This window comes from Sphingopyxis sp., assembly GCF_016704835.1.
In the GTDB taxonomy this organism is placed as follows: domain Bacteria; phylum Pseudomonadota; class Alphaproteobacteria; order Sphingomonadales; family Sphingomonadaceae; genus Sphingopyxis.
Genome location: NZ_JADIZJ010000021.1, coordinates 556,970 through 570,796, shown reverse-complemented (window position 1 = coordinate 570,796; position 13,827 = coordinate 556,970). Strand labels below are relative to the sequence as shown.

At 64.9% G+C, this 13,827-nt stretch carries 10 protein-coding genes and 1 pseudogene; 2 read left to right on the top strand and 9 right to left on the bottom strand.

The annotated features are described in order from the left end of the window. Positions 1-16: 16 nt before the first annotated feature. On the bottom strand, positions 17-1,549 hold the full coding sequence (locus tag IPF76_RS17805; RefSeq protein WP_293846733.1) for a BCCT family transporter: 1,533 nt from the start codon (positions 1,547-1,549) through the stop codon (positions 17-19). A gap of 154 nt (positions 1,550-1,703) precedes the next feature. On the opposite strand from IPF76_RS17805, the gene IPF76_RS17800 reads away from it, so the two are divergent. After that, the gene (locus tag IPF76_RS17800; protein WP_293846731.1) at positions 1,704-1,898 is read left to right on the top strand and encodes a hypothetical protein; all 195 of its coding nucleotides are present in this window, start codon (positions 1,704-1,706) and stop codon (positions 1,896-1,898) included. Between the two features lie 4 nt (positions 1,899-1,902). On the opposite strand, the gene IPF76_RS17795 is transcribed toward IPF76_RS17800, so the two are convergent. Then, positions 1,903-2,256, bottom strand: a complete 354-nt coding sequence (locus IPF76_RS17795; protein ID WP_293846729.1) for a hypothetical protein — start codon at positions 2,254-2,256, stop codon at positions 1,903-1,905. A 384-nt stretch (positions 2,257-2,640) separates the two neighbouring features. Between IPF76_RS17795 and IPF76_RS17790 the strand changes: the two genes are divergently transcribed. Continuing rightward, the gene (locus tag IPF76_RS17790) at positions 2,641-3,000 is read left to right on the top strand and encodes a UrcA family protein (RefSeq protein WP_293846727.1); all 360 of its coding nucleotides are present in this window, start codon (positions 2,641-2,643) and stop codon (positions 2,998-3,000) included. A gap of 60 nt (positions 3,001-3,060) precedes the next feature. On the opposite strand, the gene IPF76_RS17785 is transcribed toward IPF76_RS17790, so the two are convergent. The 7 genes and pseudogenes from IPF76_RS17785 to IPF76_RS17755 form a co-directional block, all read right to left on the bottom strand. Next, positions 3,061-3,792, bottom strand: coding sequence for a LytTR family DNA-binding domain-containing protein (locus tag IPF76_RS17785; RefSeq protein WP_293846725.1), 732 nt, complete (start codon positions 3,790-3,792; stop codon positions 3,061-3,063). Further along, the gene (locus IPF76_RS17780) at positions 3,789-4,964 is read right to left on the bottom strand and encodes a histidine kinase (protein WP_293846723.1); all 1,176 of its coding nucleotides are present in this window, start codon (positions 4,962-4,964) and stop codon (positions 3,789-3,791) included. Before IPF76_RS17780 ends, IPF76_RS17785 begins: the two co-directional genes overlap by 4 nt. Before the next feature lie 92 nt (positions 4,965-5,056). Beyond that, positions 5,057-6,514, bottom strand: coding sequence for an MATE family efflux transporter (locus IPF76_RS17775; protein ID WP_293846721.1), 1,458 nt, complete (start codon positions 6,512-6,514; stop codon positions 5,057-5,059). Then, positions 6,511-9,192, bottom strand: coding sequence for a valine--tRNA ligase (locus IPF76_RS17770; RefSeq protein WP_293846719.1), 2,682 nt, complete (start codon positions 9,190-9,192; stop codon positions 6,511-6,513). Before IPF76_RS17770 ends, IPF76_RS17775 begins: the two co-directional genes overlap by 4 nt. Positions 9,193-9,351: 159 nt before the next feature. Then, positions 9,352-11,417: pseudogene (locus IPF76_RS17765) on the bottom strand (S9 family peptidase). A 148-nt stretch (positions 11,418-11,565) separates the two neighbouring features. Then, entirely contained in the window at positions 11,566-12,849 is a 1,284-nt protein-coding gene (locus IPF76_RS17760) for an amidohydrolase family protein (protein WP_293846717.1), read from the bottom strand. Then, entirely contained in the window at positions 12,822-13,727 is a 906-nt protein-coding gene (locus IPF76_RS17755) for a neutral zinc metallopeptidase (protein ID WP_293846715.1), read from the bottom strand. Before IPF76_RS17755 ends, IPF76_RS17760 begins: the two co-directional genes overlap by 28 nt. Between the last annotated feature and the right edge of the window lie 100 nt (positions 13,728-13,827).

Below are 13,827 nucleotides of genomic sequence, written 5' to 3'. Positions count from 1 at the left end.
ACCCTGAGGCGCCTTCTCAGGATGGGGCGGGGGCGGCTTCGTGCCGTCCCCGTACCGCCATTACGGTCAGCGACAGCGCGGCGCCGATGATCACGAACAGTGCGGGAAAGCCGCCGAGCACCGACATCATGCGGATGCCGTCGATGCCGCCGCTCGCGACCAGTACCAGCGCGACTAGCCCGACGGTGATGCCCCACACCGCCTGGACGCCAATCGGCGCTTCGGGCGCGTCGGGGGTGATGCCACGCGTCGACAGCGCGCTCATCGCCGAGACATTGGCGTCGGCGCCCGCGACATACGACAGGAAGATCGCAAACAGAACGACCGCCGCGACGCCGGGGCCGCCACCCAGTGCGCTGAACAGGCGGAACAGTACCGGATCGGGTCCCTTCGCGGTCAGGATCGCATAAAGGCTGGCGCCGCTTTGCTGGTCGAGCGCGAGCGTTGCACCCGCAATCGCGGTCATCCACACTGCGCCGAATAGGGACGGCAGGATCAGATTGTAGAGGATGAAGGCGCGGACGCTGTAGCCGACAGCGAGACGGCCAAGGAACAGCGCGGTGACGGGCGCCCACGCGAACCAGTTGGCCCAGTTGAAGATTGTCCATTGCCGGTGCCAGCCCACATCGACGTCAAGGCCAAGGTTGCGGGGGATGAAGGTTTGGAAGTAGTCGAAGGTGCCGCGTAGCGTGAGGTCGAACATGTGGGCGGTGGGGCCGGCGATGAGGACGAATGCGATAATTGCGAAGAAAAGCCAAGTGTTTAGCACCGATAGGCCCGCGATGCCCTTTTGCAGACCGGTCGCGGCGGAGATCAGGAAGCTGCCAACGATCGCCGCGGCGATCGCCCAGCGCAGCGGGGTGCCGCCGGCGAAGCCGCCGATCCCTTCGATCCCGCCCGCGAGCGCGAGGATGCCGGCGCCCATCGAGGCGGCCATGCCGGCGACGAGCGCATAGAGGCAGATGATGTCGATGCCGGTGCCGACCGGGCCGTGTGCGCGTTGGCCGAGGAGCGGGACGAACAGCGACGACAGGCTGAACGGTTCGCGGCGGTTGTAATAGACGAGCGCGAAGGCCAGTCCCGCGACGGTGTAAATGGCATAGGGCGTCAGCGTCCAGTGCAGGAACATCGTCGACATCGCGAAGGTCGCGGCGGCGTTGCTGCCGGGCTGTAGCCCCAGCATCGCGGGCGGATCGTTGAGGTGGAACAGCGGTTCGGCGGCACCCCAGAACAGGATGCCGGTCGCGATGGTCGTGCATAGCGTGACCGCGAACCAGCGCCAGCGGGTCAGGATGGGCTTTGCCTCGGCGCCGCCTATGATCCGTCGGCCGAGCGGCGAAATCGAAATGCCCGCGAGCAGCGCCAGAAAGGCGAGCCCGGCCCAGGCGAACAGCGGGGAGAAGTGGCGCAGGATCCAGTCGTTGATCGCGGTTTCGGCGGAAAGGACGGCGGCGCCCTGCCACAGGCTGAGGATCACCGCGGCGAGCAGCACGACGAGCGAGGTGAAAAAGACCGGGCGATTGAGCGGGTGTTTCGGCGATGCTGGCAAATCAACGTCCGATCGGACAAGGTGCGGCGGGCGAGCATGCCCCCTGTGCTTGCCGAGGTCAATTCGCTAGCGGGAACGCGCCTTCGGGACATGCGTTGGACGGCCATCACTTTAGATTGAAGGAGAGACTTCGACGACGACTTACGAACAGGAAGTGTCGGCAGCGGCGCAACAGGTCGCGCACGACCAAAGCGAGTTCGCGGAGGAAACCGCGGTCTATGAAGCCGAAAAGGCGCGCGTCGCCGCGATGTCGGCTGAGGAACGGATGAAGTGGGAGGCCGATGCCGCGGCGTGCAAGGCGGGTGACACAACGCGTTGCGCCAAGCCGGTCGCGCCGCAGCCGCGTTAATAGGTCAATATTCGGTCGGTAGCGCCGACATTTCCGCGACGGGCGGCTTTTCGTCCGCCGTGCCGGCGGAAACGAGCCGCACGTCCGGCATTCGTCTGTTCGACTCGCGCGGGGGCGGGTCGGGAAAACGGCCGCCATAGCGATAGCCGTCGTCGGGTTCGCTCGGCGCGGGGGGATCGAGGTCCACCGCGCCCAGTTCACGAAATTCATCGCTCATCCGGTTTTCGCGGTCGGCGCGCAGACGGGCTGCGACGCCGTAGCTGTCGCGGCAATCGAGGCACGGCGCGGCAATGACCGCGGGCCCAACCGCCGCGTCGGGGTTGGCGCTGAGGTGCGAAAAGGTCGCAGGTTCGCCCATTCTGCCGCCCAATCTTGTTCCGACTACCATCTCACCAAGAATCATTCCGCCGGCGACCCCTGCAAGCGTCAGCACGGACCAGCGGAACAGCCGCACGCCGCTGTGCCGACTCGCGGCGAAAGATAATTTCTTTGACATGCCGCAATTTGGCCATGAGCGGGCGTCGGAAGCAAGCTCGACGTCATGAAATTGCCTGTCAGCCGTCCGTTCGTCGATGGATTAACGGCTTTCGTCCGGTAATCGAGCCGCCGTTTGCGCCGATCGATCCAAACGCGATTCCGATGACGTCTAGGGGGTATCACCGTCTTGCGGGATGCGGGGGCCCTGGTCTCCCCGGTCCAGAGCCCTCGTGTCCCGCATCATCCCCCAAGAGAGGACTCCCCCATGGCGAAATTATCCCTGATCCTGCTGAGCGCGCCGGTGGCGTGTATCGGCCTGAGCGTACCTGCCGCAGCCGCGGCTGCAGACGACGGCGAGCGGCGCACCGTGGTTGTGCGCTACAACGACTTGAATCTGGCGAGCGTCGAAGGGCGCGAGCGACTCAATTCGCGCGTCAAGTCGGCCGTGCGGACCGTGTGCAACAGCCGCCCGAATTACCGCATGACACTGAATGACCTCGCACGGGCTCAGAATTGCGAGAAGGCGACGATGGCCGATGCAGACGTTAAGCTGGCAAGTCTGTTCAACGGCGACGGCGCTCGGTTTGCCGATCGTGGGCAGACGATTGTCGTCGCAGCACCCTGACGGTGCAAGCAGCGAGAAAGAGAGGCGGTCATGCCCCGACGGCATGGCCGCCTTTCTGATTCAGGCGTGCATGATCGCCTTGACGTCGTGCAGATAGGTGCGGCCGACGCGGTGGACGCCACCTTCGCCCAGGTCGACACTCCACGCGCCGTCACCATGATGTTTCAGCCCGACGATGCCGTCGCGGCGCACCATTTTCGAGCGGTGGATGCGCATGAACTGATCGGGGTTCATCCGGGCTTCGAGCGATTTGATCGTCTGGTGGATCAGCCAGCTGCGCGCGCCGACGTGGAGCCGCATGTAATCGCGCTCGGCCTCGATCAGGTCGACCTGACCGGCGTCGATACGCAGCATTTCACCGCGGTTCTGGACCCAGAATTCGTTGATCCATTTGCTCTGGTGGCTCGGCGTCCTTTCGGTCGCGCGCCATTCGCGCACGCGGGTCAGTGCGCGAGCGAGGCGATCGGGTGACACTGGTTTGAGCAGATAATCGACCGCCGCAACATCGAAGGCGGCGACGGCATATTGATCGAAAGCGGTGACAAAAATCACCGCAGGCGGGTTGTCGAGGCGGTCGATTGCGGCAGCAACCTCGAGCCCGTTGAGATCAGGCATTGCGATGTCGCAGAGGACGAGATCAGGTGCGAGCGCATCGACCAGGCGGAGCGCCGAGGCGCCGTCACTGGCGGTGCCGACCAGCGATACCCCGTCTTGCTGTCCAGTCAGGATTTGCAAGCGCTCGATGGCGAGCGGTTCGTCATCGACGATGAGGGTGCGAAGCGTCTGGATCATGGGCATGTCTCCCGGGCCAGCGGCAGCCACAGCGATACGACGAAGCCCCCCTCGTCCGACGGCCCCCATTCGCATCCGGCGGTCGGGCCGTAGCGCGTCAACAATCGCTCGCGAACATTGCCAAGGCCGAGACCAGTGCCCGACGCCGGGGCCGGCGCGTTGGCGTCGATGTCATTGTCGATGCGCAATACGAGAAGCCCATATTCGGCGCTGGCGTGCAGGCGGATTGCAATTTTTCCCTTGGTCGGCGCAACGCCATATTTGATCGCATTCTCGATTATCGGTTGCAGGATCAGCACCGGGACGCAGGCATTTTTCAACTCGTCGGGCATTGTGACCTCGACCTGCAAGCGGTCGGGGAAGCGCGTTTGTTCGATGTCGAGATACAGGCGTTGCAGCGCGATTTCTTCGTCGAGGCTGACCAACTGCTCGGGATCGATCGCAAGGCTGGAGCGCAGGAAGGACGACAGGTTCATGATCATCGTCTCGGCCTCGCTTTTCGACCCGCGCATCACGAGCGCCGACAGCGAATTGAGCGTGTTGAACAGGAAGTGCGGATTGACCTGATAATGGAGCGCGCGCAGCTGAGCATTCTTCGCCTCGAGCCGGAAATGATTGGCGCGTCGTTCGACCGCCTGCATTTCGCTGGCATAGCCAAAGGCGACGTAGAGCGCCGCCCATACCGCGAAGAAGAAATACCAGCGGATCGAGCTGTCAAGGATCAGCACGGTTTCCCAGGCGCCGGGGTATTTCGCCTGCATTTCCTCGATGATCTTTGCCGCCTCGGACACCGGGAACCAGTAGTAGAAAACGAGCAGATTGACCGAAGCATAGACGATAACGAGCGGCACCGCGGCGCCGAGCGCCGCGGCAAGGCGGGCGCCAAAGCTTTGCGGCTGCGCGCGCTGGAGCAGCTGGTAGAGGACGAAGGTGCACAATATGCCCGCGACGACGACGAGGCCGCGCCGCGCCGCCGACGGCCATTGTTCTGGAACGCCGGTGAGCAGCCCGAGCCCGGTCGTTATCAGGAAGTAGAGCAGCCACATCGCGATGATCGAGCCGATCGCCACGCGCGGATTGACGCGGGCGTCGGAGGCGCGCCAGTCCGGCGCCGCCGCCAGCATTTTTGCACGCTGGTCGCGCAGGGCGTCATTGCGAAAGGTCATGTTCATTGCGCCTGCTTTAACGCCAAAATTGGACCGAAGGATAGCATGCGCTGGGCCGCCAGTCGAAGGTGCGTGCGCTTTGGTCGAAAGCCGTGCGGTCAGTTCGCGCCCGGTTGCGGCAGCGCACGGCGCCAGGCACCGCGCTGATACACTGCCCACGCCATCGTCAGCGAGGCGAGCGACGAGAGCGGAAAGCTCCACCAGATCGCGTTGGCGCCGAGCGCCGGATAGGCGAAATAATAGATGCCGAAGCGGATCGGGAACATCGATAGCGCCAGGATGATCAGCGGCGGGACGACCGAGCCATTGGCGCGCAACGTGCCGATGATCACGATTGTGGTGCCAAAGGGCAGGAAGGTCCAGGTCGCGATATACTGGATATGTCGCGACACCTCGATCGCCTCGCTGCCGCTGCCGAGGAACAGCGCGAGCGCGGCGCGATCGAACAGCAGCAGCAACGCGATCAGCACGCCGGTCATCGCGAGGTTGATCGTGATGCCGCTGTTGGTGATCGTAGACACGCGGTCCCAGCGCTGCGCGCCGATATTCTGCGCCGCCATCGCGCTGACTGCGGCGCCGATCGCGAGCGCGGGCATCTGGATATAATTCCACAGCTGGAGCGTGGCGCCATAGGCAGCGGCGGTGACGAGACCTTCGCGGTTGACGAGCCCGACCATCACGAGGCCCGCACCCGAAATCACCAGCATCTGCGCGCCCATCGGCAACCCGCGCGCGATGATGAAGCGCAGTTCGCGCCAGCTGGGCGCCAGATAGGCGAGCTCGCGGCCGCGCAGGCGGAGCGGATGATCCTTGGCATAGAACCAGATGATCATGCCGATCAGGCTGATCGTTCCGGCAATCGCGGTTGCGAGCGCGCTGCCCGCGATACCGAGCCGCGGGACGGGACCGAGCCCGAGGATCAGCACCGGATTCAGGACGATGTCGATGACGACGGTCAGCACCATGAAGCGCAGCGGCGTCACCGCGTCGCCCGCGCCGCGCGACGCCATCATTAACGTCACCGAAATCATGCTGGCGGGGACCGCGACAAAGGTGACGCGCAGATAATCATGCGCCAGCGCAAAGGCTTCGGGCGGGGTTTCGAGCAGGAGCAAAATCGCATCGGAGGCGAACCAGCCGACGATCGCGATGACCACCGCAAACAGCGCCGCGAGCCCGATTGCGCCGCCCGCGGCGCGGCGCGCGGCGTCAATATCGCCGCGTCCGATCGCTTGCCCGATCAGTACCGTCGCGGCCATACCGAAACCGAAAAAGGTGGCGAACATCAGGAACATGATGATGTTGGCGTTGGCGGTCGCGGCGAGCGCGCTGTTGCCTAGAAACTGCCCAACCCAGATCGAATTCACTGACCCGGAGAGCGTCTGGAGCACGTTCGACGCGAGCGTCGGCAGTGCGAAGATGATCAGCGTTTTGGCGATCGGTCCGCTGGTCAGGTCCATCCCGCCGCGCGCGGTCTGGCGCGGCGGAACGGGCGACGACGCCGGATCGCTCGCCACCGCGACGGGGGTTGGCGTGACGGGCGGGCTTTCGCTCACCCCAGCCTTGCCAGTGCGGCGGTCAGGCGCTCGGCCTCTGCATCCTTGGCCGCATGGTCGGCGCGCGCTTTTTCAACCGCTTCGGGCTTGGCGCGCTCGACGAACGACGGGTTGCCCAAGCGGCCCGCGAGGCCGTCGCGCTCCTTCGCCGCAGCCGCGAGTGCCTTGGTCAGGCGGTCGCGTTCGGCGGCGATGTCGATAACGCCTTCGAGCGGCACGGTGATCGTCTCGCCTTCGACGACGAGCTGCGCCGAGGCGCCAGCGGGCGCGCGTTCGAAGCTGACGGTTTCGAGGCGCGCGAGGCGGTCGAGCTGCGCCGCGAGCGTCTCGGCGCGGGGCTTGAGCGACGTGGGGAAATGCGCGGTCAGCCGCGCGCCGGGGGGCAGGCCGAGCTCGGCCTTTGCCGTCCGCAGTTCGCTGACGAGCTTGATCAGCCAGTCGATGTCGGCGCTGGCGTCGGCATCGCGCGTCGCGTTCGGTGCGGGCCATTTCGCGGTGATCAGAGGATAATCCGCGCGGTCGCCGAGCCCGGTCCACAGCTCTTCGGTGATGAAGGGCATGAACGGGTGGAGCATGACGAGGATCTGGTCGAGCACCCAGCCGGCGACGGCCTTCGTCTCATCGTCGATCGCGCCCTTGATCAGTTCGAGATACCAGTCGCAGAAACGGTCCCAAGCAAAGCTGTAGATCGCATTCGCGGCCTCGTCGAAGCGGTACGCAGCGAAGGCGGTTTCCATCGCGCTGACGGTCGCGGCGACTTCGCCGATGATCCAGCGGTTGACGGGCAGGGTGGCCGCGGGGGGTTCGAGGCTGGTCGAGGCCGAAATGCCATTGGCTTCGCAGAAGCGCGCGGCGTTCCACAGCTTGGTTGCGAAGTTGCGGTATCCGGCGAGGCGCGCGTCATCCATCTTAATGTCGCGGCCCTGGCTTTCCATCGCCGCCATGAAGAAGCGCAGCGCGTCGGCACCATATTGGTCGATCAGCCCGAGCGGATCGACGACGTTGCCCTTCGACTTCGACATCTTGGCGCCATCGGGCGCGCGGACGAGGCCGTGGAGATAGAGCGTCTTCCACGGGACATCGCCCATGAACTCCATCCCCTGCATCGCCATGCGCGCATCCCAGAAGAAGAGGATGTCGAAGCCCGAGATGAGGACGTCGTTGGGGTAGTGGCGTTTGACGAGGTCGGTGTCTTCGGGCCAGCCGAGCGTGGCGAAAGGCCAGAGGGCGGAGGAGAACCAGGTGTCGAGGACGTCAGGGTCGCGATCGAGTGCAACGCCCGCACCGGCCTGTGCCTGGGCTTGTTCCTCGGTTTCGGCAACAAATATGCGGCCGTCATCGGCGTACCAGGCCGGGATCCGGTGCCCCCACCACAGCTGACGCGAGACGCACCAGGGCTGGATATTCTCCATCCAGTTGAAAAAGGTCTTTTCCCACGTCTTGGGGACGATGTTGATGCGCCCGTCGCGCACCGCCGCCATCGGCGGCTGCGCGAGCGTTTCGGCGTCGACATACCATTGGTCGGTGAGCCACGGTTCGATCACCACGCCGCCGCGGTCGCCGAACGGAGTCTGGATCGTGCGCGGCTCGGCGTCGTGCGCGTTGCCGTCCTTGTCAATGTGCGGGATGAGAAAGCCGGCTTCCTTCATCCGCTGCACGACCAGTTCGCGCGCGCCATCGACACCGTCGCGCTTGAAGCGGTGGAGGCCGAGATATTCGGCCGGGATAACCCCGTCGCTCGTCTGGATGACGTTCGCGTCGCCGTCGAGCATGTTGAGCATCTCGGCGGGCTTGAACCCCGCGCGCTTGCCGACGTCGAAGTCGTTGAAATCATGCCCCGGCGTGATCTTTACCGCGCCGCTGCCCAGTTCGGGATCGGCATGTTCGTCGGCGACGATCTTGAAGCGGCGGCCGGTCAGCGGCTGGAGGATGTCCTTGCCGATCACGCTCTGGTAGCGTGCATCGTTGGGGTGCACCGCGACCGCCATGTCGGCGAGCATCGTTTCGGGGCGCGTCGTCGCGACCTCGATATAATCGCGGCCATCGGCGAGCGTCACGCCGTCGGCGAGCGGGTATCTGAAGTGCCAGAAGCTGCCCTGGATCTCATGCGTTTCGACCTCGAGGTCCGAAATCGCGGTCTTCAGCTTGGGATCCCAGTTCACGAGGCGCTTGTCGCGGTAGATCAGCCCTTGGTTGTGGAGGTCGACGAACACCTTGACCACCGCGGCGGTGAAATGCGGGTCCATTGTGAATTGTTCGCGGCTCCAGTCCATCGAGCAGCCGAGGCGGCGGAGCTGGCCGGTGATCTGGCCGCCGCTTTCCGCCTTCCACTGCCACACCTTGTCGATGAAATCTTCGCGGCTGTAATTGGTGCGCTTGTCCTGCTGCGCCTCCAGCTGGCGCTCGACGACCATCTGCGTCGCGATGCCGGCATGGTCCATGCCGACGACCCACAAGGCATCCTTGCCGCGCAAGCGTTCGTAGCGGACGAGGACGTCCTGCAACGTGTTGTCGAGCGCATGGCCGATGTGCAGCGCGCCGGTGACGTTCGGCGGCGGGTTGACGATCGTGAAGGGAGTGGCGTCGGGGCGATGCGGGCGAAACAGCCCGCGGCTTTCCCAAGCGTGAGCCCATTTAGCCTCAATCGCGGCGGGATCGAATGTTTTTTCCATCGGCATAATGCGCCGCGCTTTGCCAGCCATGGTGCGGCGCGGCAAGGGGGCAATGGCGCACAATCAAACACACCCGTGTCCCCGCGAAGGCGGGGACCCATCTCCTATGAGTGCAAACGCGAACCGACCGGTGATGTGCTCCCGCTTTCGCGGGAGCACAGGCTATCATTTCTTCAAATGCTTGCCCATCCACCCGAACACCGTCTGATACCATTGGACGCTGTTCTGGCCCTTCAGGATCCAGTGGTTCTCGTCGGGGAAGACCAGCAATTCGCCCTCGACGCCTTGCCGCTGGAGCGCGTTAAAGACGGCGAGGCTCTGGCTGTAGGGGATGCGGAAATCCTTTTCTCCGTGGATGACCAGCGTCGGGGTCTTCCACTTCGTTACATGATGGACCGGGTTCCATTTTTCGGCGTCGCGGCGCTGCCACCAGGGGCCGCCATGATCAAATTCGTCGAACCACAGCTCCTCGGTCTCGAACGCCATCGCGCGGAGGTCAAAAACACCGGCGTGGGTGACGAGGCATTTGAAGCCGTCGGGCCAGTTGCCCGCAATCCAGTTCATCATGTAACCGCCGTAAGACCCACCGAGTGCACAGGCGTTGGCAGTTTCGACATTGGCGTCCTGCGCCCCCGCCGCGGCGAGGCCGAGCTTGAGGTCTTCGAACGGTTTGCCGCCCCAATCCTGATTGATGCCGTCGGTGAACGCCTGTCCGTAACCGGTTGAGCCGTGGAAATCGACGGTCACCGCGGCATAGCCGGGCGCTGAAAACAAACGGGGGTTCCAGCGGGTCGACCAGCTGTTGCCAAAGCTCGACTGCGGGCCGCCATGGACGAGGAAGGCGACGGGGATTTTGCCCTTGGTATCGGCGGGTTTGACGATCTGGCCCACACGGTGTCGCCGTTGGCGCCCTTGAAGCTGAACCTTTTGGCGTCGACGCGGTCGATCTCGGCGAGCTGGGCGCGGTTGACGTCGGTCAGACGCGTGACCTTGCCCTTGGCATCGCGGACGAACAGGTCGGTCGGTACCGCGACGCTGTTTCGCGAATAGAGCAGCGCGCCGCCGGGCAGCGGCGTGACGTCGCCGATATTGCCCTCATGGGCTTCGGTGGTGGCCTTAAGCTTTGTCACCTTGCCGGTCTTCACATCGACGCGGAACACGGGGTGGTCGAGGACATCCTGTGCGGTGACATAGAGCGACTTGCCGTCCGCCGCCCACGCGATCGAGCCGACCGAGCGGTCCCACGCATCGGTCAGTTTGCGCGTTTCGCCGCTTTCGAGGTTCCGCAGCATCAGCACCTGCCGGTCGGCCTCATACCCCGGGCGCGCCATGGCAGCATATGCGAGCCATTTACCGTCTGCGGAGGGGGCGGGCAGCGTGTCAGTGGCCTGATTTGCCACGGCCAGGTTCTGCGGCCTCATCCGGCTGTCGACCAGCCAGCGGGAGATATCGAGGTTGGTCGAGGTCGGCTCGTCCTTGTCGGCCTTGCGCAGCGTGAAAAATACGGTGCGGCTGTCGGCGCCCCATGCAAGTTCTTCGCCGCCGCCAAAGGGCTTGGACGGGCTGTCGCCGATCAGCCCGCCGTCGATCGCGCGCGCGACGCTGGCCTTGCCGCCGTCGAGGTTGAAGACGAAGGGGCGGCTGTAGGTGCCGGGGGTTTCCCAGCTGTCCCAGTGGCGCACGAAACCGGCGCCATCCTTGTACAGGCGGCCGGTGCCGGGGCCGGGGAGGGCGCCCTTGTCCTTCGCATCGCAGCCGAAGTCGGTGCATTCGCGCGGCACATCGCCCCAGGCAAGCAGACGTTTGCCGTCGGGCGAAATCTTGAAGCCCGAGACATCGGCCGCGGTGTCGGTGACCTGCACCGCGACGGCGGCGGCCTTGGGATCGATCCGCCAGACCTGGCTTTTGCCCGAAGCGTTGGAGAGGAAATAGAGGCTGCCGTCGGGGTGGAAGGCGGGGGCGGTTTCATTCTTGTCGGCGGTGTCGGCGACGCGCACTGGCACGGCGCCCTTTGCATTGCGATCGACCAGCCAGAGACCGGTCGCGCGCTTGTAGGTCTCGGGCGCGGTCTCGGTCATCTGAAACACCACCCAGCGCCCATCGGGCGACGCGGTCGGCGCCGCGACGCGTTTCAGCGTTGCGAGATCGACCTCGGTCATCGGCCGGGCATAGGCGGGGGTGGACAGGGCGGCGGCGAGCGCGAGTGCGCTGGTCAGGATATGGTTTCGCATGAAAGCGGTTTAGCGGGGTAAGGCGCGCGTTCAAGCGTCTTCGTTGGTTGCGGGTTTGGGGAGGTTTTTTTGGGTGAAGCGGCCTTTCCCATTTCGTCATCCCGGCTTTCGCCGGGATGACGAGCTTGCGGTTGGCCACTTCTGGTCGCTAACGGACGATCACGCCGCCCTTCATAACACGGTCGATCTTTTCGAGCGCGGTGATGTCAGTGAGGGGGTCGGCCTTTACCGCGACCAGATCGGCATACCGGCCTGGCATGATCGCGCCGACGTCGTCGCGGCCCATCTCGACCGCAGCGCGACCGGTGGCCGACTGGATCGCCTGCATCGGGGTCATCCCATATTTGACCATGTTGCGAAATTGGCGCGCGTTGAGCCCGTGCGGATAGACGCCGGCGTCGGTAGCATAGCCGATATTGACCCCGAGTTCGACGGCGCGACGAAAGGCGGCGCGCTGAGCGTCGGTGGTTTCGCGATTCTTGCGCAGATATTCGGCGGGCCAGCCCTCTTTGGTACCGACATCTTCGATATAGTCGCCGTTGTAGATGTCCATTGCGAGCCAGGTGCCGTGTTTTTTCGCGAGCTGCAGCGTCGCCTCGTCGGCCAGGCTGGCGTGTTCGATGCTGTCGACCCCGGCGATGATCGCATTCCGGATGCCGATCGCGCCATGCGCGTGCGCGGTGACTTTTTTGGCGCGGGCGTGCGCGACCTGCACGATCGCGCGCAATTGGTCGGCGGTCAGTTCGGGCGCACCGGGTTCGGTGCCGATCGCGAGCACCGCGCCGGGCGCGATTGCCTTGATGAAATCGGCGCCATGGTCGAGCAGAAATGTCGTCTTTGTCGCGGCTTCTTCGGGCGTCGCGGCGACGCCGAGGCGCATGTCAGGTGGCAATTCTTCATTGGGAACCACGCCGTTGAGTTCGCCGCCGCCCTTGGGAATGGTCAGGTAAGCACCGGCGACCCACATGCGCGGGCCGGGCACGTCGCCGCGTTCGATCGCGTTGCGGAGCGTAACGTCGGTCAGGCCGCGGTAGGTGCCGACGTCGCGCACGCTGGTGAAACCGGCGTCGAGGGTGACGCGGGCATTGCGGGCGCCGACCAAGACGGTTTCGGCGGGAGACGCCTTAATCGGTGCTGCAAGGTCGGCGCTCTGGCCAAGGTCGGAGAGGTGGGTGTGGAGGTCGATCAGGCCGGGCAGGACGGTGAAGCCCGACCAGTCGAGCCGCGTTGCGCCTGCCGGCGTGGTGCCGCAGGGGGCGATCGCCTTGATCCGCTCGGCCTCGATCGTGATGCACTGGTTGGTGCGGACGGTGTCGGCGACGCCATCAATCAGGCGTCCGGTTTCGACATAGCGTGTCTGCGCCGATGCGCTGCTCGCGACGAACGCCGCCGCGAGCAGCGCGATCAGGTGCCGCTGGCGAACGCGTCGCACTGGCGCGGATCCCCCGATTGCAGGCCGCGCCGCAGCCAGCTCATCCGCTGTTCACTGGTGCCATGGGTGAAGCTTTCAGGGACCGGACGCTGCCCCGCCGACCGCATCAGCGTATCGTCTCCAATCGCGTTGGCGGCGCGCATTGCTTCCTCCATGTCGCCCGCTTCCATCACCGGCTGGCCGGCGCTGGTCTTGGCGCGCGCGGCCCAGACACCAGCGTAGCAATCGGCCTGCAATTCCATGCGAACTTGCAGCGCGTTGCCCTCGGCCTGCGAGGCGCGTTGCTGCGCCTGGCGGACCTGGTTCGAAATGCCGCTGATCGTCTGGATATGATGGCCTACCTCGTGCGCGATGACATAGGCCTGCGCCGCGTCGCCCGCCGCGCCGAATTTCTGTTCGAGCTCGTTGAAAAAGCTGGTGTCGAGATAGACGCCTTGATCGGCGGGGCAGTAGAATGGGCCCATCGCGGCCTGTGCCGCGCCGCATTTGGAGCTGTTGCGCTCGGTGAAGAAATTGAGCGTCGGCTTTTGATAGCCGCTGATCAGCCCTTCCCACACCGTATGCGTTGATCCGAACACGTTGCAGGCAAAGCGCTCCGAAGCGGTATCGCACGCGACGCCTGCGCCGCTCCTGCTGTCCGCCGCCGGATCGGCGGTGCCGCCCCCGCTGCTGAGCATATTGGCGCCGGGGCCGAGCAGGAAAAAGGCGACCGCACCGATCAGCAGGATCGTACCGCAGCCCATCTTGCGCCCGAGCAGCATCGGCAAGAAGCCGATAAGCAAGCCTCCAAGGCCGCCGCCACCACCGCCAAAGCCGCCGCCACCGCCGCGGCCGAGGTCGCGAATATCGTCGCCGGGATCATAATCGTCGAGGCGCATAGGGCCCTCCGCCGCTAAGGTGTCTGTTTCATCCCGATAGTTACAGCAGCGACAGGCAATTGAAAGGGGCTTCGCGTTGGACGAAGTCCTTGCAATGGTT